This is a genomic window from Granulicatella sp. (assembly GCF_057274575.1).
In genome coordinates this window covers 21774-42330 of record NZ_DBHISP010000001.1, presented here as the reverse complement: position 1 = coordinate 42330, position 20557 = coordinate 21774, and the positions used below count along the sequence as shown (strand labels likewise).

20 protein-coding genes are annotated in these 20557 nt (G+C 35.5%); 1 reads left to right on the top strand and 19 read right to left on the bottom strand.

The window, feature by feature from the left end; all coding sequences use genetic code 11:
- Positions 1-20: 20 nt before the first annotated feature.
- From ACO5V7_RS00205 to mnmA, 18 genes are all read right to left on the bottom strand, one after another.
- The gene (locus tag ACO5V7_RS00205) at positions 21-788 is read right to left on the bottom strand and encodes a DeoR/GlpR family DNA-binding transcription regulator (protein WP_298646716.1); all 768 of its coding nucleotides are present in this window, start codon (positions 786-788) and stop codon (positions 21-23) included.
- 33 nt (positions 789-821) lie between these two features.
- A complete protein-coding gene (aspS, locus tag ACO5V7_RS00200; RefSeq protein ID WP_485484598.1) occupies positions 822-2579 on the bottom strand; it encodes an aspartate--tRNA ligase in 1758 nt (585 codons plus the stop codon).
- 14 nt (positions 2580-2593) lie between these two features.
- Positions 2594-3910 (bottom strand): histidine--tRNA ligase, encoded by a 1317-nt coding sequence (gene hisS / locus ACO5V7_RS00195; RefSeq protein WP_485484597.1) that lies wholly within the window; start codon positions 3908-3910, stop codon positions 2594-2596.
- Positions 3911-4280: 370 nt separating this feature from the next.
- Positions 4281-5090, bottom strand: a complete 810-nt coding sequence (locus ACO5V7_RS00190) for a Cof-type HAD-IIB family hydrolase (protein ID WP_485484596.1) — start codon at positions 5088-5090, stop codon at positions 4281-4283.
- 108 nt (positions 5091-5198) lie between these two features.
- A complete protein-coding gene (locus ACO5V7_RS00185) occupies positions 5199-6266 on the bottom strand; it encodes a 3D domain-containing protein (RefSeq protein ID WP_485484595.1) in 1068 nt (355 codons plus the stop codon).
- 129 nt (positions 6267-6395) lie between these two features.
- Positions 6396-6881, bottom strand: coding sequence for a nucleoside 2-deoxyribosyltransferase (locus ACO5V7_RS00180; protein ID WP_485484594.1), 486 nt, complete (start codon positions 6879-6881; stop codon positions 6396-6398).
- 83 nt (positions 6882-6964) lie between these two features.
- Entirely contained in the window at positions 6965-8590 is a 1626-nt protein-coding gene (locus ACO5V7_RS00175; RefSeq protein ID WP_485484593.1) for an ABC-F family ATP-binding cassette domain-containing protein, read from the bottom strand.
- Between the two features lie 115 nt (positions 8591-8705).
- Positions 8706-8987, bottom strand: a complete 282-nt coding sequence (locus ACO5V7_RS00170) for a helix-turn-helix domain-containing protein (protein WP_485484592.1) — start codon at positions 8985-8987, stop codon at positions 8706-8708.
- The gene (locus ACO5V7_RS00165) at positions 8935-9195 is read right to left on the bottom strand and encodes a hypothetical protein (protein WP_485484591.1); all 261 of its coding nucleotides are present in this window, start codon (positions 9193-9195) and stop codon (positions 8935-8937) included. Before ACO5V7_RS00165 ends, ACO5V7_RS00170 begins: the two co-directional genes overlap by 53 nt.
- A gap of 106 nt (positions 9196-9301) precedes the next feature.
- Complete coding sequence (locus ACO5V7_RS00160) at positions 9302-10933, bottom strand: Na/Pi cotransporter family protein (protein ID WP_298645647.1); 1632 nt, start codon at positions 10931-10933, stop codon at positions 9302-9304.
- Between the two features lie 76 nt (positions 10934-11009).
- Entirely contained in the window at positions 11010-12227 is a 1218-nt protein-coding gene (locus tag ACO5V7_RS00155) for a DUF438 domain-containing protein (RefSeq protein WP_485484590.1), read from the bottom strand.
- Positions 12228-12461, bottom strand: a complete 234-nt coding sequence (locus tag ACO5V7_RS00150) for a DUF1858 domain-containing protein (protein ID WP_005605389.1) — start codon at positions 12459-12461, stop codon at positions 12228-12230.
- A gap of 10 nt (positions 12462-12471) precedes the next feature.
- The gene (locus tag ACO5V7_RS00145; RefSeq protein ID WP_485484589.1) at positions 12472-13476 is read right to left on the bottom strand and encodes a CPBP family intramembrane glutamic endopeptidase; all 1005 of its coding nucleotides are present in this window, start codon (positions 13474-13476) and stop codon (positions 12472-12474) included.
- Positions 13457-14833 (bottom strand): MATE family efflux transporter, encoded by a 1377-nt coding sequence (locus tag ACO5V7_RS00140; protein ID WP_485484588.1) that lies wholly within the window; start codon positions 14831-14833, stop codon positions 13457-13459. The genes ACO5V7_RS00145 and ACO5V7_RS00140 overlap by 20 nt, the downstream gene beginning before the upstream one ends.
- Positions 14833-15564, bottom strand: a complete 732-nt coding sequence (locus ACO5V7_RS00135; RefSeq protein WP_485484587.1) for an HAD family hydrolase — start codon at positions 15562-15564, stop codon at positions 14833-14835. The genes ACO5V7_RS00140 and ACO5V7_RS00135 overlap by 1 nt, the downstream gene beginning before the upstream one ends.
- Positions 15564-16004, bottom strand: a complete 441-nt coding sequence (locus ACO5V7_RS00130; RefSeq protein ID WP_070436755.1) for an ACT domain-containing protein — start codon at positions 16002-16004, stop codon at positions 15564-15566. The genes ACO5V7_RS00135 and ACO5V7_RS00130 overlap by 1 nt, the downstream gene beginning before the upstream one ends.
- A gap of 101 nt (positions 16005-16105) precedes the next feature.
- Complete coding sequence (recD2, locus tag ACO5V7_RS00125; protein ID WP_485484586.1) at positions 16106-18508, bottom strand: SF1B family DNA helicase RecD2; 2403 nt, start codon at positions 18506-18508, stop codon at positions 16106-16108.
- A gap of 24 nt (positions 18509-18532) precedes the next feature.
- On the bottom strand, positions 18533-19657 hold the full coding sequence (gene mnmA / locus ACO5V7_RS00120) for a tRNA 2-thiouridine(34) synthase MnmA (protein WP_485484585.1): 1125 nt from the start codon (positions 19655-19657) through the stop codon (positions 18533-18535).
- A 217-nt stretch (positions 19658-19874) separates the two neighbouring features.
- Here mnmA and ACO5V7_RS00115 point away from each other — a divergent pair, with 217 nt between their 5' ends.
- Positions 19875-20111, top strand: a complete 237-nt coding sequence (locus ACO5V7_RS00115; RefSeq protein WP_005605381.1) for a helix-turn-helix domain-containing protein — start codon at positions 19875-19877, stop codon at positions 20109-20111.
- 73 nt (positions 20112-20184) lie between these two features.
- Here the strand turns inward: ACO5V7_RS00115 and ACO5V7_RS00110 are convergent, their stop codons facing one another.
- Positions 20185-20532 (bottom strand): cysteine desulfurase, encoded by a 348-nt coding sequence (locus ACO5V7_RS00110; protein ID WP_005605379.1) that lies wholly within the window; start codon positions 20530-20532, stop codon positions 20185-20187.
- Positions 20533-20557: the final 25 nt, after the last annotated feature.

The window sequence follows — 20557 nt, the reverse complement described above, 5'->3', positions numbered from 1 at the left end:
ATACCTCTACATTCTTTTTCTTACGAAATAAATATGACTTTGATACCAATGCTCTTTAGATAAGCAACAGTCTCAGGATCTGCTGAATGGTCTGTAATTAAATGAGTAATCATATTACAGTCAGCAGTATGGAAGTTTGAATCACGCCCCACTTTAAATCCTTCCGTAACGATAATGCGATGTCCTGTTGTCCGTTCTAAAATCACACGGTTCACCGCAGTCTCTGGAAGTGCATAGGTTGAAATTCCATTTTTACTAATTCCACCGACCCCTAAGAAGCAAATATCAGCTCTAGCTTTTGAAAATGAGTTAATCGCAAAATCCCCAACAAGAGATTTTTTCTGTTCGAAAATTTCCCCACCACTAATCACAACAGATGCTTTCGTAGATGGCTTTTTGAAGATGGAACGACCATTATTCGTTAAAATCGTTACATTTGCATCCGCTAGAAAATTTAATAATAAAAAGGCAGTAGAGCCTGAGTTAATAAAGACCATATTATGATCTCGTACTAATCCCGCGGCTCTTCTTGCGATGTTTTTTTTCATGGAATTATATTGGATTTGTTCCACGTTTTCATGTTTAATTTTTCCAGCAAGGTACCGCGCGCCTCCATAGAAGCGCTCGATAACTCCTTGATCTTCAAATTGTTGTAAATCTCTTCGAATGGTGATTTCAGAAACTTCTAACTCTTTCGATAAGTCTTCAACAGACATTTCATGGTTTTCTTGTAAAAGTTGTAAGATACGTTGCTGTCTTTTAAAAACAACACCTTTACTACTCTTCAAAGTTTCATCCTCCTTTTAATTTTCCATTCTATACTATTTAATTTTTAATGAAAGCTCATCTAGTTGTTTTGCGGACACTTCACTTGGAGCTTGTGTCATTGGGTCTACTGCTGAGCTGTTCTTAGGAAACGCGATGACTTCACGGATGTTGTCTTCACCAGCAAGTAGCATTACTAAACGGTCTAAACCAAGCGCAATTCCTCCGTGTGGTGGGAAGCCATAATCTAATGCGTCTAATAAGAATCCGAATTGACTTTCCGCAGATTCTTTTGTAAATCCTAAAACTGTGAACATTGCTTCTTGCATGTCACGACGGTAAATACGTAATGAACCTCCACCTAATTCATAACCGTTTAATACGATATCGTAGGCTTGTGCTTTCGCCGATGCAGGATCATCGATTAATGCTTGGAAGTCTTCATTTACTGGACGAGTGAATGGATGGTGCATTGCAACATAACGGTCTTCTTCAGCATCATGTTCTAATAATGGCCAATCAACAACCCATAAGAAGTTAAATTTGTTTGTATCGATTAAGTTATGTTTCTTACCAAAGTGTAAACGTAATTCAGATAATGATTGAGCCACTACTGACGGCTTATCCGCACAGAAGAATACGATATCTCCTACTTCAGCATTGATACGTTCACGAAAAGCTGCTTCTTGGTTCACGATGAATTTTGCGATTGGTCCTTTTAAGCCATCTTCTTCCACTTTAATCCAAGCCAAACCTTTAGCACCAAATTTCGCTACAAAGTCCGCTAAGCTATCTGCATCTTTACGAGAGTACTCTGAAGCTAGCCCTTTTAAGTTAAGCACTTTAACTTCTCCGCCGTTTTCGACACATGAGCTGAACACTTTAAGGTCTGATTCTTTCATGATGTCGCTCACGTCGATTAACTCTAACTCAAAACGAGTGTCTGGTTTATCGTTACCGTAACGTGCCATTGCTTCTGCAAACGAAATACGTGGGAATGGTGTTTGAACCTCCACATCCAATGTATCTTTCATCACTTTCTTCAATAAACCTTCCATCATTTCTTGAATTTCTTCTGCTGATAAGAAGCTTGTTTCGATATCGACTTGTGTAAATTCTGGCTGACGGTCTCCACGTAAATCTTCGTCACGGAAGCAACGAACGATTTGGTAGTAACGGTCTAATCCGGCACCCATTAACAATTGTTTAAATGTTTGTGGTGATTGAGGTAATGCATAGAAACTACCTTCGTGAACACGGGATGGTACTAAGTAGTCACGCGCTCCTTCTGGTGTCGATTTTGCTAAAATTGGTGTTTCAACGTCGATATACCCCTCGCCATCTAAATACTCACGAATAGATTTAGTCGTTTTATGACGTAAGCGTAAATTTTCTAGTATTGGACGACGACGAATATCTAAATAACGATATTTCAAACGTAATTCTTCTGATGGTTTTTGTTCGTCATCGATATAAATTGGAGAAGTTTTCGCCTTAGAGAATACTTCAACTTCGTCTACTAATAATTCATATTTACCCGTTTTAAGATTTAGGTTTTCTAACCCTTCACCACGAAACGCTACTTCACCTGTAACTTGAATTACGTATTCAGAACGTAATTTTTCAGCAATTTCAAACGCTTCTTGGTTACGTGCGGGGTTGAAGACTACTTGCATAATGCCTTCACGGTCACGTAAGTCGATGAAGATAACTCCGCCATGGTCACGACGTTTTGATACCCAACCATCTAACGTTATTGTTTGTCCTACTAATTCTTCACTAATTAATCCACAATATTCTGTTCTTCTTTTCATATCCATCCCTCTTTCTATTTACCGAAGTACTCGTCAATAGCTGTTGTATCCATTGTAATTTGACGATAAATACTATCAAAATCACTATACAACTCACCTAAATCAACTTTCACTTCTTTACCAGTCTTCATCACTTTCACTGGAACCTGTTTTGTTTCTAATTCTTCTTCACCGAGTGTAATCACCACTTTGGCCCCATATTTTTGAGCGTTCTTGAATTGTGGTTTTGCTTTACGTCCAAAGAAATCACGGTCTACCGAGTACCCTTGTTGACGAAGTGAAATTGAAAGTTTTAATACTTCCTCTTCTGTTGTTTCACCAAGACCTACCACATAAACATCTAATTCTTGTAATTCAGGGACTTCAACTTGTTCATCTTTCATTAATAAGACAAGACGTTCCAATCCAATACCGAAACCAAATCCTGGTGTTTCAGGTCCATCGAGTTCTTGAACAAGACCATCGTAACGTCCACCACCACAAATCGTAGTCTTTGCTCCGAATGATTTTGAATCCGTCATGATTTCAAAAATCGTATCTTGATAGTAATCAAGTCCTCGAACCATTGTTTCATCAATTTCATATGGAATCTCTAGAGCATTTAAGTATTGTTGTACTTTTTCAAAGTGCGTACGTGCCTCATCTGATAGGAATTCTAAGATACGTGGCGCATTCTTCACGATTTCAATATCACGTTTGTCCTTACTATCTAAGACACGTAACGGATTTTTGTGAAGACGATTTTTAGAATCTTCACTGAGTTTATCTGCAAAAGGTTCTAGGTAACTAATTAATGCTTCACGATATTGAATACGGTCTGCAGTTTTCCCTAATGAATTAATCACTAAGCGCATATTCGATAACCCTAGTTCTTTTAATAAATCCCAAGCCATCGCGATTGTTTCAACATCTGTAGCAGGATTTGTAGACCCAAAAACCTCAACTCCTAATTGGTGGAATTGACGAAGACGACCTGCTTGAGGACGTTCGTAACGAAACATTGGCGCCATATAATACACTTTATAAGGTTTCTTATGTTCTGGTCCGAATAATTTATTTTCTACATAGGCACGTACAATTGCTGCAGTTCCTTCTGGACGAAGTGTAATGTGACGATCTCCTTTATCGTAGAAATCATACATCTCTTTTGAAACGATATCGCTTGTATCCCCAACACCACGGCTAAATAAATCGTAGCTTTCAAACATTGGTGTACGCATTTCTTCAAATTGATAATCGCCTAAAATGATGCGTGCTGTTTCTTCGATATAGTGCCAAATTTTAAGTTCTTCAGGTAATAAATCGGCTGTTCCTTTGGGTTTTTGAATCATATGAATCATCCTTTCTTTCGATAAAAATAAAAAAATCCCAACTTCAATAGAAGTCAGGACGAAAATTTCGTGGTACCACCTTAGTTTGGAAAGAGCTCTTTCCCTCTTAATGATAACGGAATTACCGGAATAACTTTGCATTATTCTCCTCAAGAGTGTCTTCCCTCGTACGGTTAGAAGCTTTCAGCCACGGCTTCCATCTCTTTAGTGTACGTCTTATGTCTCTGTCTAAGGATTTATATTGTTGGTATAAAGAATACTAGAGGAACGTGTATTTGTCAAGAAAATCTAATTATTTTTTAATCTCATAATCTACTAAAAACGAAAAAGCAAAATGTAACATATATGTTACATTTTGCCTTTTTACAATTTATTGAATTAATTTGTCAATAGCCTTAATGACGCCATTATTTTCATTCGTATCTGTTACGATATCTGCAATAGCTTTTACTTCTTCGCTGGCATTACCCATTGCAATCGCAAGTCCTGCATATTCCAACATTTCGATGTCATTGGCCGCATCTCCAATTGCTGCGATTTCACTTGGTTGAATGCCTAACTTATTTGCTAATTTTTCTAATCCAAAAGCTTTATTCACACCTTTTGTAAGAACTTCTATTAAATACTTCTGACTACGAACTACATAAAATTCGTTTCTCCACTCTTCTGGAATAACCTTTTCAAACTCATTGACTTGTTCCCCGTCGCCAAGTAATAAAAGTTTATAAAACTTAGTAGATAACGACTCTTCTTTTGAAATTCGTTTTAAAGAACCGTTCACGATTTTCACGTCAAATTCCATCCATTCTGTCGGTTCTTCGTCGAATGAATAATAGTAATCAACACCCGCCCCCATAACACTAACTCCGTGTTTCTTGCCTAGTTCAATCCATTTTTGAATCTCCTCTGAATCAAGAAAAGCATCCATTACTCGTTTTCCATTTAGACTCTCATAAATGTTCGCACCATTTTGACTAATGATATAGTGGTTTTCTTCTAAATATCCCAAGTCTTTTAAATAAGGTCGAATTCCACTTTCAGGCCTGCCTGTACAAAGCACTAATAAAGTTTCAATGCCTTTGTTGTGAAAATCTTTGAAATATAGCTTAGTTTCCTCTAATAATTGTTTTCTTTGATTTAATAAAGTTCCGTCCATATCAATGGCAATCAGTTTAATCATTATTTATTCCTCTCTAATCATTTTTTGTTCAGATTACCCAACCTTAATTATTTTAACTCAATTTCTCTACAATAAAAGCCCTCATGTAATATGAGAGCTTAAAATCAGTTATTTTAAAATTTTGATTGTAACTGTTCTTCTTCCCCATTGTTTCGCTTGATCGACAGAAACGAAATGAAGGTCAATTTTATTTCCCTTTATCGCACTACCAGTATCCCCAGCAATTGCAACACCGTAACCAGGAACTTCAATCAAACTTCCTAAAGAAATGACACTTGGATCCACCGCAATGACGGTTGGATTAGAGCGCAAATCAATTCCTGTTGCTGTATAGTATCCTAAACCAGGTTCATTATATGAATATCCAGTCGCGACAACTTGTAGTGTTCTTCCGCTAGATTGTGAGGAACTCGAACTGTTTGAGGTAGTCGTAGGCGTCTCTGATGTAGTAGAAGCTGCTTGAGTAGTTGTCGTTGAAGGTTCCGCGGCTACTGGTTTAGCAATAGTCGTATCCTGACTTGAAGTAGATGGCGCTACCTGATTCGTTTGTTTAGAATCATTCGTTAAAGTAGCAATTGAAGGTGAAAAAGCTACTTTTGCTTCTTTCTTTTCCTTCTCCATCTTTTCAAATGTTGCTTTATTATCAGCAATCAACTGCTTAAGTCCTTCAATTGAACTTTGGTATGATTGACTTTCAGAAGTTAATTTTTCTTTCTTGGTTTCTAAATCACTTTGTGCTTGAGAAGCTTTAGTTTTCAAACGATTTAACTCATTCACTTGATCTGCCAAGTTCTTCAATACTTCTTCATCAGATTGGAAAAACTGTTGAAATACAAATAAACGATTTAGAAAATCAGAAATACTTTCTGAATTTAATAAGTGAAGGATACTATAAGTTGCTAAATCAGAAATTTGCATCAGTTGTAATCTTTTACTAGCAACCACTTTTCGTTCTTCCACTTTCGCTTCTTGCGTTTTTACTTTTTCAGAAAGTGTTTCTTGCTCCTTATGAAGCGATTCAATCTGTTGGTTTAAACTTTCAATTTCTTGATACTTTGTATTCACTTTTTGTAGTTCTGACGATAATTGAGCTTCTAATTTTTGCACATCGGTTTCTTCTGCAAACACAGAAGGAGCTAAAGGACCTGCAACTAAAAAGAATGCTGTTATTGTCAAAAACAGTTTCTTTATCTTATTCAAAAGCGATATTCACCACACTTTCTCCAACATACTCTTTATTTTACAAGAAGAACATATGGAGAACGTATCAGTTATATTACAAAGTTGTAACAAAAGTTTACAGTTTTATGATTCCTTCAAATAAGCTTTTAGGGCTTCTAATAATTCTTCGCTGCTAGAAACAATCTCTCCTCTAAGTTTTACCAGACCTACCGTATATAAATTTACATAGCTAAATTGTGATTCTGCTACCTCTTGTAAGGCAGCGATTTTTTGAGGATTATCAGCACCTTGCTGGCGGCTGTCCGTGTATAATCCAAGAATCGGCATATCTGCGTGATACGCTACTCCAATTTCACTTGCAACACCGACATCAATCACTGCGCCATCTAAAACAGCAATCATTAAATCTGAATCTAATAATGCATCTGTGTCGTATTGTGCAATCATCGTTGAGTCCGCATATGAGCTCTTGTCATTAATCGCCATTTGTTCTTGTGGCAAATACACCTCTACTCCTGGAAACTGATTGCGAATCTTATCAACTAGTATTTTGTTAAAGGCTAATTCCATTTCTGAAAATAATGGACTTGCAAAATAAATTTTTGTCATTTGAATACCTCCTCTAATATCCTTATCCTACACTAAAAACACCAAAAAGACCAGAAGACATTTCACTCTTCTGGTCTAATCCATTAATTGTATAAAGCATCCACTCGTGCTTGAACAGCATCATCTTCAAGGAACTCATCATAAGTAGAGCCAAGACGGTCCACAATGCCTTTTGGTCCAATTTCAATAATACGGTTTGCTGTTGTTTGAATGAATTCATGGTCATGACTTGAGAATAGTAATGAACCTTTGAAGGCGATTAAGCCATCATTTAATGCAGTAATTGATTCTAAGTCTAAGTGGTTTGTTGGGTCATCCAATAATAATACATTCGCTTTAGAAAGCATTAATTTAGATAACATACAACGCACTTTTTCTCCCCCTGAAAGAACGGTGACTTGTTTCATAACATCGTCTCCAGAGAATAACATACGACCTAAGAAGCTACGTAAGAAAGTGTTATCTTGTTCCTCTACTGGTGCGTATTGACGTAACCACTCTAAGATGTTTAATTTCTCGTTTGAGAATTCATCTGTCATATCTTTTGGTAAGTACGCTTGACTAGTTGTGACACCCCACTTGAATGTACCACTGTCTGCTTCCAATTCGCCTGTTAAGATCTTGAATAATATTGTAATCGCAATATCTGAACGGCTTAAGAAGGCTACTTTATCGTCTTTTGATAATTGGAAGCTTACGTTTTCAAAAATGACTTCGCCATCAATTGTTTTTGATAAGCCTTCTACTAATAATAAGTCATTCCCGATTTCACGCGCAGGTGAGAATCCAACGAATGGATATTTACGGCTTGAAGGTTGAATATCATCCAAAGTAATTTTATCCAACATTTTCTTACGAGAAGTCGCTTGTTTTGATTTAGAAGCATTCGCAGAGAAACGAGCGATAAACTCTTGTAACTCTTTGATTTTTTCTTCTTTCTTCGCGTTTTGGTCTGCTAATAATTTCGCAGCTAATTGGCTTGAATGTAACCAGAAATCATAGTTACCAACGAATAATTTAATCTTACCAAAGTCAACGTCCGCCATATGCGTACATACTTTATTTAAGAAGTGACGGTCATGGGATACAACGATAACAGTGTTATCAAAGTTGATTAAGAACTCTTCTAACCATGCGATTGATTTTGCATCCAAACCGTTTGTAGGTTCGTCTAATAAAAGAACATCTGGTTTACCGAATAACGCTTGTGCAAGTAACACTTTAACCTTGTCTGCTTCGACTAATTCGCTCATCAATTTGTAGTGTTGGTCTTCAGTGATTCCTAAACCTTGTAGTAATTGAGAAGCATCACTTTCAGCTTCCCAACCGTTTAGTTCAGCAAATTCCCCTTCAAGTTCAGCGGCACGGATACCATCTTCATCAGAGAAGTCTTCTTTCATGTAAATAGCATCTTTTTCTTTCATGATGTCATATAAATGCTTATGACCCATAATCACAGTATCAATGACGCGTTCATCTTCGAATGCGAAGTGGTCTTGTTTTAAGACTGTTAAACGTTCATGTGGATCTAGAATCACTTCACCTGTTGTTGGTTGTAATTCCCCAGATAAGATTTTTAGGAATGTTGATTTTCCGGCACCATTAGCACCAATAACCCCATAACAGTTTCCTGGTGTAAAAGTGATGTTTACATCGTCAAATAATTTACGGTCTGAAAATAATAGACTTACATTTTGTACTTTTAACATTTCGTTCTCCTTTGTTTTTGAATTCGATTCATTCTATCATACTCTCACTCTTTTTTAAACCTTTGTACTAACTAAGAAGAAAATGAGGTAGCTTTCTGTAAGCTACCTCTCATCCTTATTTTGTAAATTTTAGTTCAACCTTGTATCCATTCTTAGCTGCCAGCTCAATAATCGTTGATAGTCTCGGATTACTCTTCCCGTTTTCAAAATTTGAAACTTTATTTTGCATCAGTTCATTCGCTTTGGCATATTTTCTTTGAGAAAATCCCGTTCCCAAGCGCAACTCAACTAGCTGCAAGGCAATCTTTTCCTTCGAATATTCTTTATTAAAATCAGATACAAAATTAGGATAAGTAGACTCTAACTCTGTGTATAATCTCTTTTGGTATTGGCCCATTTGGTACACCCTCCCTAAAGTTTCTTGATACTTCGAAAACTAAAGTCTCACGATTATCCTTTATCTCCCCCCATTTTTCCCAGACGGCTGGGGTAAGCCCTTCTTCTTCAACAATGGTCAGTATAGCAAGTATTTTTACTAACTCATCATAAGGAAAATCTATAATCTGCTCGTATACTAATTCTCCAATCTCAAATGTTTCTCCCATAAACATCCCTCCTAAATTTATTATACTTTATAAGGGTGATACCGTATACGGTATCACCACATCTTTACAAAAAAATCCGTAGACAAAAAGTCTACGGATAATTAAATTATTCAGTTACAATAACTGGACGTTTTAAACGTTCCACAGTTTCAGCAATGTTTCTGAAATGATCACTCACACGTTCTAAGTTACTGAGTAAATCCATAACAAAGATTCCAGATTCTGCTGAAGCAATTCCTTTATTCATACGTTTCATATACTTGTCGCGTACTTCAATTTTTAATTTATCAACGTCACGTTCAATTTGTATTGCTTGTTGGACTTTCTCTTGGTCTCCAGTAGATAATGCATCAATGGATAATGCAAAACCTCTTTTAATAAGCTCATAGATTCCGTCTAATTCTTTAACTGTATCTTCATCAAGAAAAATTTCACGTTCGATAATCGATTTTGCAAAATCAGCAATATTCTCAGCATGATCCCCAATACGTTCAATATCATTTGCAGTACTAAATAATTCGTCAATAGTTTGTTGATCTTTTGCGGAAACTTTTTGTTGAGATATTTCCACTAAATACTTAACAATCGCTTTTTCATAGGCGTTAATATTTTTCTCGTTCTCAAGCGCCTTTTTTACAAGCTTTTTATCTCTGTTACGAGCTGCACCTACAGCATTATCAAGAGCTTGAATCGTTTCTTGAGCCATTGCCGCGAATTCATACATGGTGTTTTCTAAGGCAATTGAAGGTGTAACCAAAATACGTTTATCTAGATAACGAGTAATGCTTTCTTCTTCTTCTTCGCTGTCCGGAATAATCACTTGGATTAATTTTACTAAAAGATTTGTGAATGGGAATAATACAATCACATTTACAATGTTAAAAATCGTATGCGCATTGGCGATTTGTCGAGCCACGTTACCTGGATCAATGCTCTCAACAACATTCACAAGAATACCGCGAAGGAAAAGCATGAAGTAAATAGTACCAATAATATTAATCATTAAATGGAACAAGGCCACTTGTTTTCCACGACGAGAAGTTCCTAAACTACTAATTAATGCTGTTGTACATGTACCGATGTTATCTCCAAAGATGATAAACACAGCGGTTGTAATTGGAAGCACTCCTTGACTAGCAAGAGCAATTAACACCCCGATGGTTGCTGAAGAACTTTGTAATACAAGTGTCATTAACAGACCGATTCCAACTCCAATAAAAGGATTGCTACCATATTGCAAAATCCAGTTTGTAAATTCAGGTAATTCTTTTAAAGGTTCTAGTGAGTTACTTAATGTACTCATCCCGATAAATAAAATCCCAAAACCTATAAAGATTTCACTCGCTTCTTTTATTTTTGGATTTTTCATTAGCATGTTGGCTACTAAACCAGAAGCTATGACGATTGGCGCCCATTGTGACAAATTGAAAGAAACCATTTGCCCTGTAATAGTCGTCCCGATATTGGCACCGAAGACAACTCCAACCGCTTGAGCCAGTGTCATAAGACCAGCATTTACGAAACCAACAACCATTACTGTCGTTGCTGAAGAGCTCTGAATAATAGTAGTTACAAACATCCCTACTAATACGGACATCAAACGATTTTTTGTTAATCTACGAATGATTCCCTTTAAACCTTCACCTGCAACTTTTTGCAATCCATCGCCCATCAATTGCATCCCGTATAAGAATAAACTGAGTCCTGCAATTGCGCCAAGAATCATCTGCGTGTACATAAAATTGTAACTCCTTTAAAGTATAACGTTTAGGTATAAATTTATTTTCAGAAAGATTGTAACACATCAATTTTAATTACGAAAGTGTTCGCTTAATATTAGCTTCTTCAAAATGATTAACAAGTGGTTTGATATCTTGAACATATTCAAGACATCCCATATATTTCCCTTCTTCATCCCAAACAGCATGGTAGGTCACATGAACCATTTTATCTTCTGTTTTAAACCACATTTCTTCTTTTTCTTTCTGTTTTGATTTTAATTGTTCAAAAATCGTTTGAACCGTTTCATGGACACGAGGCGGGTGGCACAGAATAACATCTCTTCCAATTGCACTCGGGGTTCTCTTAAAAATTTTTTCTTCTCCATTTCCTTCGTTGTAGTACTTAACTATATTTTCAGCATCTACAAAAGATAATTCCATCGGTAATAAATTTAAAATTAAATTCAATTCTTTTAACGAAAGCGAACCGGTAGATAAAGGAATATCTCCCTCTGATTCAATTTGTGTTTCTTCTTTTACTGGAGAAAATGATTTCTTAACAGCCCATTCTTTTTCAGGTTTAACGATACAGTATCCATATTCAGGTGACTGAGACGCTATTGTCTCCCAATCGTCTACATGAAACACTTGCTCTACCATCGGGATTAAAATATTCTCTTCTTTTTGAATCATTTCTAACATTTCGTCACGGGCTATTTGAAATTCTTCCAAAGCGGATTCTTTACCATCGTTCAAAGCTTTTTTGAAATCACGATACAAATCTCTTATTTGATCGTGAACTCCCCACATCACTTTTGGAGGGGCTGTAATTCCCTTTTTTTCCATTATAGGAAACATCGCATATTCTTTACGTTGATAATGATTTTCAAACTGATCCAGCAAAGAAATTTGTCTTTTTAATCCTTTTTCGATTATAGAATCTTTTGTTTCAAGAAAGTTGACTAAGAGCCGCTCCACTCTATCTAAAGCCCCTCTAATAGCCAAATTTTCCATTTTCATCACATGAACTGGATGTCCTGGTTGTTCAAAGTCAGCTACTGTTGTTTGCGTATTCACTTTAGCCCCCATCAAATTTGCATGAACATTACATAAACTCATGATTTCAGCAAAAGTAATACCTTCACTCATTAAGTTTCTTTCCATCAATTGAATCTCGTATGGAGAAATCTCGTCAAACACTTCATTGAACTCTTCTTGAATAACTTCTTTATCTTCACCCGCGTGAAGTCTGAGCATTAGATTTTTTAGAATTTCTTGACGTTCTTCCATAGTGTAATCTTCTTTAGCCATCTAATCCCTGCTTTCTTTAACAATATAACCATTTGCTTCAAGAGTTTCTACAATGGTAGTTAGTGGAATTTTGGCAATCTTTGACCCTTTTTTTAGACTAGTTATTCTTCCCACCGTTTGTACCATTTGTGGTTGATTTAAGGGTGTAAACCCGATTTCCACTAACAAATCCTTTACTTCTGGGTGTTCCTTTAAAGTAGTAAATACAGTATCTTCTAAATAGATTGTATTCATTGTAACCCTCCTAGAATCCACGTGGGATAAAGTAAATTCCGACTGAATAATACAATATCACTAGAGTATATAAAACGATTTGCCACTTAGTGAAAGTGATGAACCCAATGCCTTTAAAGGCATGATTCTCACTAATATAAGCTTTAATCTCTGAGAATTTTGTAAATAAAATATAAATTAATAGAACAAATCCTATAAGTTCTAAAATTGAATGGAGTGGATATTTGTCTATCACAATGGCAGGAGAAATGTAAACATCCACAATAATTGCAAAAATAAAGTTATTAATCATATGAAACGCTACTGCCCATTGGAATCCATACTCAAATGCAATATAGGCTAACAGAATTCCTAAGAAGAACGTAAAGATTTCTTGTGATAAATTTGCATGGAATAAAGAGAAAATCATTGCAGAAAAACCAATCGCAAATATTTTCCCGTAACGTTCCATTCGGTATCCAATAAAACCTCTAAAAATAACTTCTTCAACAAATGGAGCAACAACGCCTAAATAAAGTACAAATACAATACTACTCGTAATATCTGGTGAAGAATCTCCTAAAAGAGAAACTGGAATACCTATTTGTGTAAATAATTTATCAATCCCCATTAGAATGAACTTAGAAACGAAACGAATCCCAAAAATGGAACCAGACATTAAGAAGAAAGTTCCTAAAGTCATTTTCTTAGGAGCAACATGTTCAAAAATCCGTTTAAATGGGAATTTAGTTTTAACGACCCAAGCAATAAGGCCAACAAACGCACCAATGTATAAAAATACAGCCGTAATAGTATAAACAAAGCTAGTATCTATCAGTAAATAATAATATTTCGAATATAATTGCATTTGTCTTAATACAGCTCTTCCTAAAAGACTAAAGAAGAAAAAGATTACAAAATAAATTAATAGTCTTCTTGCAATTGATAAAATATCTTTCTTATACTCAGATTTTACATTCTCTTTTGAAGGAAAAGTTTCCTCATTATTAAAATCATCATTTGGTGTATGATACATTATTTCCACCTCTATTAATTTTATTTTTAATAACAGCTCTTTTTAGACGAAAGACTAAAAACGCGCAATTGGACATTAAGCCCAAAATTAATCCTATCCAATATGAAAATGGACCAAAATTAAAACCATAATGTAAAAGAAAACCAATTGGTAGCCCAATAATCCAATATCCAATTAAACACAAGATAAATGGCATTTGGACATCCTTAAATCCCCTTAGGATTCCTTGTATAGGAGCAGCGATAGCATCAAATAGTTGAAAAAGTAAACTATATGCTAAAAACTGAATGGTTAATTTAATAAACTCCTCTTCACTTCCATAAAAACTTGCAATGGTATTCAAATTTATCGCTAGACATACAAGTGTCACAACTGCGATGATAAAAGATGTCAAAATCCCAATCTTACTATATTGAACCGCTGATAAAATATTTTTTTGTCCAACTTCAAAGGATACAATAATTGTTAAAGCGGTAGAAATACTAATAGGAAAAGCATAAATTAATGTAGCAAAGTTCATAGCAGCTTGGTGAGCTGCAATAACCGTTGTTCCAAATCCAGCCATTAACAATCCTACAAAACAAAATATAGCAACTTCTGCAAAAATCGATAATCCAATGGGAAATCCAATTTTAAAAGGTTCCTTCCATAAGGATAAACGGATTCCTTCCCATCTAAAAATGGGATATTTTTTTAATTCTGAGTGCCATTTAAAAACAAAATAAGCAATGAATAAAAGCCCCCAATAAGCCAAAGCAGTCCCCAGCCCCGCTCCTGGCCCTCCCATTTCTGGAAAACCAAATTGACCATAAATCAAAGAATAATTAAAAAAGACATTCAACGGGACCACTAAAATCATCAATAGCATTGAAAGTTTGGTTAACCCTAAAGCATCTACAAATGATCGCATTACGCTAAATAATAGTAAAGGTACTAAACCAAGAGATAACCAGGATAAGTACTCAAACGCAATCATTTCTACTGACAACTCTAAATTCATAATCCCTAGAGTGGGCTTCAAAAATGTCCAGCTCAAAAGAAATAATAGAAAAGCAAGAAATACTCCAATCAGTAAATATTGACGCATGACTTCTGTAATCTTTTCTTTTTTCTTTTGACCTAAATATTGGCCAACGATTGGAACTAACCCAGAGACTATCCCTGTCAACATCGTAAAGAACGGTGAGTATAGGCTTCCTCCAATCGAAACCCCAGCTAAATGGACCTCATTGTAACGTCCCGTCATTACTGCATCGATAAATTGAGCTGAATAATTTGCTAACTGATAGATTAACACAGGAATCAATATTTTTAGTAAATGTTTTATTTTATAATTTTTATGAGTAGTAAGTTCCATTATTTCTCCTTTACTAACTCCTCAATGGAATTTACTTTAAAGAATGCGGTTTTAAAACGATTCTCATTATCTTCGTTATTCACAACAGCTACAAAGCCTGCTGTATGACTAGCAAACTCCTCATCAACCGAAGAGTCACCAATATAAATCATTTCATGAAATAATACGTGGAACTCATTCGAGATTACCTCTAATGCGTTAATTGCTGGTTTAGAAGGAAACTCATCAGTCGTTCCGATGAAATCAAATAAAGATTCTACTTTCAATACTTCTAATACCGCTTTAGTTGGTAGATTTGAATCATTTGTTACTAAAGCTAATGTAAAACCTAAATCTTTTAACTGTTGAAGAGTCTTTTTAATATTCCCCAGAGCAATAATTTTATCCGGATTGGAAATAATATAGTGATAAAAAAATTGAACCGTAAACCGGTAATTCTCCTCAATATCAAACTCTCCAAATTGAGAAATCACTTCTAACATGTCTCGAACGCTTCCGGATGAAATGACACCATTTTCAATTATTCCAGACCTAGTAATTCCCAGCTTATCATATAAATTTCTCTTTTTCTCTTCATTTAAACGCATTCCGTTTCTCACTAATAAAGCTTCAATGACTTGTAAAGTAGGCTCCAACCATAATGCAGAAGTATCTGTAAGCGTCCCATCCTTATCAAAAATAAGAACCCTAATATGATGATATTTTAAAAAATCTAAAAATTTCATTGTCATTATTCAATACTTTGGAGCTCAACGGAAATAATATTCTCTAATGAGCTGATTTCTTTCAATACTTCTTCTACACTAACAGTTGCTTCAGAAATATCAATCATAATTTGAACAACCGCAACACTATGGATGGCTAAACCTTGGAATATCGTTAAAATATTCATATTTCGACTTGCAAATACATCTAGTGTTTTCGTTAGTGTCCCTCTAATATTTTTCATATGAATATTTATAGAGGCTTTTCTTCCTGCGTTCACAGAAGAGAACCCTTGGACTTTACGATAATATTTGTAGTACACACTTCTGGAGATTCCTACCATTTTCACAACTTCAGTTACATCTTTTGCCTGTCCAGTGGCAAGTAATTCCTTTGCTTGCAAGACTTTAGAAAAAACCGGTGGTACAGCATCTTCTGATACTAAAAAATGTTTTTGTCTACTCATTTGCTGTCCTTCTTTCATAATCATTCGTATCCATTTTACCTTATATCAAGGACAGATATCAATTGATTCCTGGAAAAACAAAAAAGAAGTCAGAAAAAATTCTAACTTCTTTTCATAAAGTCATATGGAGAAAGATCCTCCATTCCAATCATCGGTGAAATTAAATCCTCATCGATCATTCTTACGTTTAACACGAGGTTTTCTTTTGCATGCGACTCCTCAACAATAAATGATTGAGTATCATTCTTGTCTTCTATAATTTTTTCTTCAAACTCCTCAAAAGTATTTGTACTCAAATCTCTAAGGAATTCTTGTAAAAAAGTTGCTCTTTTAGGAGAAATGGTGGTCGCACTTTTTTGAAAGGCACCCGCCTCTCCACATAAAATTAAGTACTGTTGACTTCTAGTAACTGCTGTGTACAGTAGATTTCTTTGTAGCATTCTAGAATACTGATTGACCATTGGGAGAATCACCATTTTAAATTCGGAGCCTTGCGCCTTATGAATGGAACAGCAGTAGGCTAAAGTTAATTGTTGCCAATCTGTTCTGGTGTACTCCACCTCTTTTTGGTCAAATAGGACATATATCTTATCTACTTGCTCTTCATTTTCTTTTGCAAATTGAATTGCTATAATCTCTCCTATATCTCCATTATAGACATTTTCCTCAGGCAAATTCACCAATTGGAGAACTTTATCTCCAACACGAAACACTCTATCAAACGATTCCACCTCACGAACACTATTTCCAATTTTCGGATTTAATATTTCTTGCATCATTTGATTAATGGCGTTTATTCCAGAATCCCCCTTATACATAGGAGCTAATACTTGAATATCCTTTTTCGTGTATCCTTTTTTCAAAGCTACCACCACTACTTGTTCAATAATTGACACAAGACGTTCCGGAGTACAGGGTAGAAAACTTCTATCTAGCTGTTTTTGGGCGAAATTATTCGGTAAAAACCCATCTTTAATACAGTGAGCTAATTCTACAATAGAAGATTGTTTTGTCTGACGATGGATCCGTTTCAACTCCATTGAAGGAATACATTTTGTTTCAAGTAAATCTGTAAGGACTTGACCTGGTCCAACCGAAGGCAATTGGTTACTATCACCGACTAACAATATCTTCAAACGATCCGGAGAAGCCTTTAACACACGATTCATTAACCACGTATCCACCATTGACATTTCATCAATGATTAAAAATTCACCATTAATCTCTTTATCCTCAAAACTTTCCTCGGGACTATCAATAGCAATCCCAAGCAAACGATGGATTGTTGATGAAGGAAATCCCGTGAGTTCATTCATTCTTTTAGCCGCACGCCCTGTCGGAGCTGCTAAAACTAGAGCGTCTTCTACATCTTGAATTTCATTCAATTGGCAATAGACATCAATCACAGCATTTATAATCGTTGTTTTTCCCGTGCCAGGTCCACCTGTTAATACAAATATCGGTTCATTCATAATTTGATGAATGGCTTCTTTTTGGGATTCATCATAAATGATTTCAAATTTTTCTTGGGTCTTTTGAATCGCTTCGTTAATGGATTCTTTAGAAAGAGTGTCTTTTTCATTAGTCACCCTTCTAGAAATTGCATTTCGTATTCCAAGCTCTGCATAATAAAGAGAAGCAATAGAAATTCTACTTTCATCTGAATAAACGACACCTTCTCGAATTAAATCATTTAAAGCGTCTACCAATTTTTCAGGATCAATTAAATAATTCTGACAGGATTCTAACAAACGCTGTGCTTGAGTAATTAAGACTTCACTTGAAATATAAGTATCGCCTGTCTGGTAGCAAAAGTCTCTAGTAACAATAAACAAGGCGCCTTTTAATCTCGAAGCATCATCGGGATCAATTCCCATTGATTGTGCAATACTATCCATCCGCCTAAATCCAAGACCTTCAATTTTTTGTAACAACAGATAAGGATCTTCGTCTAAAATCTGTTTAGCTTTGTCTTTAAACATTCCAATAATCTTTTGCGCGATAGAAGGAGAAAAACCTAAATTCGTTAACTCAAACATTAATTTTTCTGTTCCTTGATTTTGAGTAATAACTTCACGAATCATTTCCTTTTTCTTTTTCGTTAATCCTGTAATTCCATTTAGAGAATTGCCGTCATTTAATATCCGTTCTAGGGCATTTTCTCCTAATTTTTCAACAATTTTTTCGGCTGTTTTCTCACCTATCCCTGGAAAATGAGAGCTTGAAAAATATTGAATAAGGCCTCTTTTCCCAGTAGGTTGTGTTTGTTGATAATTATCCGCTTGAAACTGTTCTCCGTATTTTGGATGAGAGACAATTTTTCCATTAAAATGATAAGAAATATCCGAATGAATTTGGCCAAAAATACCTGTAACAACAATCTCGTCATCTACTGATACACAGTCTGACTCAATCACACGAACAAGCAAAACTTTGTAAAAATTTTGAGCATTTTCAAAAAATGTTGTTAGTACTTCTCCAACAATATAGCTAGCCTCACTCATTGGTTATCTCCTTTCTTTAGAATTTTAAACGTATTGACGTTCTTTTCCTTCCATAAACGCTTTATCAATAATTCCTCCACCAAGACATTCTTCTCCGTTATAAAAGACAACAGCTTGCCCGGGAGTTATCGCGCGGACTGGTTCATCAAAAATAACCGTTGCAAGTGTTGGGTCGTTTTCATCTAATACGACTTTGACTTTTGTATCTTGCTGACGATATCTAAATTTAGCGGTACATTCGAAAGTATTCTCTCTTGGTAAGTCATTTGTAAATTGAATCTCCGTAGCCGTTAAGCTATCTGAATAAAGGTTTGGATGATGGAAGCCTTGACCTACATATAAAGTATTTGTCGACAAGTCTTTTCCAATCACAAACCAAGGATCATTTGTCTTTCCTCCTCCGCCAATGCCGAGGCCTTGGCGTTGGCCAATCGTATAGTACATCAGTCCTGCGTGGTCACCTTTAACTTCCCCATCAAGTGTCACCATTTTTCCTGGTTTTGCTGGTAAATAATTTGATAAGAACTCATTGAAATTACGTTCTCCGATGAAGCACACTCCAGTAGAATCTTTTTTCTTTGCTGTTGCAAGATTATACTTTTCAGCAATCTCACGGACTTCTTTCTTCTCTAAAAGACCAATAGGAAACATCGCTCTTTCCAATTGTTTCTGATTCAATTGACTTAAGAAATACGTTTGGTCTTTATTATTATCTTTTCCTCTTAATAGGTGAACAATTCCGTTCTCGTCTTTTTCTACACGAGCATAGTGTCCCATAGCAACATAATCTGCTCCTAATTGCATCGCATAATCTAAAAATGCTTGGAATTTCACTTCTTTATTACACATCACATCTGGGTTTGGTGTACGTCCTAGACGATATTCGCGAAGGAAGTATTCGAACACACGGTCCCAGTACTCTTTTTCAAAATTTACTGAATAATATGGAATTCCTATTTGTTCTGCAACGGCAGCAACATCTTTATAATCTTCTGTTGCCGTACAGACACCATTTTCGTCCGTATCATCCCAGTTTTTCATAAAAATACCGATGACATCATACCCAGCCTCTTTTAATAAGAGAGCTGTTACGGAAGAATCCACTCCTCCACTCATGCCAACAACAACCCTAATTTTTTCATTACTCATTTTTTCACCATCATTTCTTTTTATTTCCTGAACTAGTCGATTTGAAGGTCGAGTTGTCAGATTTATCCTTATTTTTAAATTTATTTTTTAATTTTTCAAAAAAATTGCTTGAAAGTCATTGAAAATGCGATAGTACTGGGATTTTTGCCCAGTTGTGCTTTTGACAAACGATTTCATTTTCACTATAATTATATTGAGAAAAAGGGGGCGAAGGTGTATGATGATCTCTTTACGAGCAGCACGGGTTAATCGTAATTTAACACTGTTAGAGGCCGCCAAATATCTTAAAATAAACAAAGATACGCTTACGAAGTATGAAAAAGATTCAACTAATCTTCCATATTCTTTAAGCAAGAGAATGCAGGAGCTATATGAAGTTCCTAGCGAGAATCTTTATTTTGGCGATACCTTGAGCTTCGTAGCACAATTCAAACCGCTACCAGAAGTCGAATAACAGTCCATAGGGTACTCTGCCCGTGCATGATAAACGAGACAGTTCAAATTGAACTGTCTCTCTTTCTTTATCCTTATTTCGTTGTTACTTCTAGAACTCCACGTTCTACTAAGCCTTCTAAAATGAATTCCAATTTTTCAACAGCCATTGCTGTATTTGATTTTCCATACAAATCTACTGTTTGAAGACCATTCTTAGTAACCGTTGAAATTTTTAATGATTTTTTATCTTTGTCAACCATCACTTTTAATTTTAAGCCACGATGATCATCAATGGTATTATCTAAACTACGAATTAGTTGAAAATTCCCAGATTTTGTCTCTGTAAAGCCATTATCACGTAATGTGTATCCTTTACATGTTGGACTAACCGAAAATACTTGGTTTGACCCTTTTAATGATGCAGTTGGTGTAAATGCCATATACGTTTCTCCTCTTTTTTTTCTA

Coding starts and splice junctions, on each gene's coding strand:
- aspS (WP_485484598.1), bottom strand. CDS start 2,579: ATGAAAAGAAGAACAGAATATTGTGGATTAATTAGTGAAGAATTAGTA.
- hisS (WP_485484597.1), bottom strand. CDS start 3,910: ATGATTCAAAAACCCAAAGGAACAGCCGATTTATTACCTGAAGAACTT.
- ACO5V7_RS00190 (WP_485484596.1), bottom strand. CDS start 5,090: ATGATTAAACTGATTGCCATTGATATGGACGGAACTTTATTAAATCAA.
- ACO5V7_RS00180 (WP_485484594.1), bottom strand. CDS start 6,881: ATGACAAAAATTTATTTTGCAAGTCCATTATTTTCAGAAATGGAATTA.
- ACO5V7_RS00175 (WP_485484593.1), bottom strand. CDS start 8,590: ATGTTAAAAGTACAAAATGTAAGTCTATTATTTTCAGACCGTAAATTA.
- ACO5V7_RS00170 (WP_485484592.1), bottom strand. CDS start 8,987: ATGGGCCAATACCAAAAGAGATTATACACAGAGTTAGAGTCTACTTAT.
- ACO5V7_RS00165 (WP_485484591.1), bottom strand. CDS start 9,195: ATGGGAGAAACATTTGAGATTGGAGAATTAGTATACGAGCAGATTATA.
- ACO5V7_RS00160 (WP_298645647.1), bottom strand. CDS start 10,933: ATGTACACGCAGATGATTCTTGGCGCAATTGCAGGACTCAGTTTATTC.
- ACO5V7_RS00155 (WP_485484590.1), bottom strand. CDS start 12,227: ATGGCTAAAGAAGATTACACTATGGAAGAACGTCAAGAAATTCTAAAA.
- ACO5V7_RS00150 (WP_005605389.1), bottom strand. CDS start 12,461: ATGAATACAATCTATTTAGAAGATACTGTATTTACTACTTTAAAGGAA.
- ACO5V7_RS00145 (WP_485484589.1), bottom strand. CDS start 13,476: ATGTATCATACACCAAATGATGATTTTAATAATGAGGAAACTTTTCCT.
- ACO5V7_RS00140 (WP_485484588.1), bottom strand. CDS start 14,833: ATGGAACTTACTACTCATAAAAATTATAAAATAAAACATTTACTAAAA.
- ACO5V7_RS00135 (WP_485484587.1), bottom strand. CDS start 15,564: ATGACAATGAAATTTTTAGATTTTTTAAAATATCATCATATTAGGGTT.
- ACO5V7_RS00130 (WP_070436755.1), bottom strand. CDS start 16,004: ATGAGTAGACAAAAACATTTTTTAGTATCAGAAGATGCTGTACCACCG.
- recD2 (WP_485484586.1), bottom strand. CDS start 18,508: ATGAGTGAGGCTAGCTATATTGTTGGAGAAGTACTAACAACATTTTTT.
- mnmA (WP_485484585.1), bottom strand. CDS start 19,657: ATGAGTAATGAAAAAATTAGGGTTGTTGTTGGCATGAGTGGAGGAGTG.
- ACO5V7_RS00115 (WP_005605381.1), top strand. CDS start 19,875: ATGATGATCTCTTTACGAGCAGCACGGGTTAATCGTAATTTAACACTG.
- ACO5V7_RS00110 (WP_005605379.1), bottom strand. CDS start 20,532: ATGGCATTTACACCAACTGCATCATTAAAAGGGTCAAACCAAGTATTT.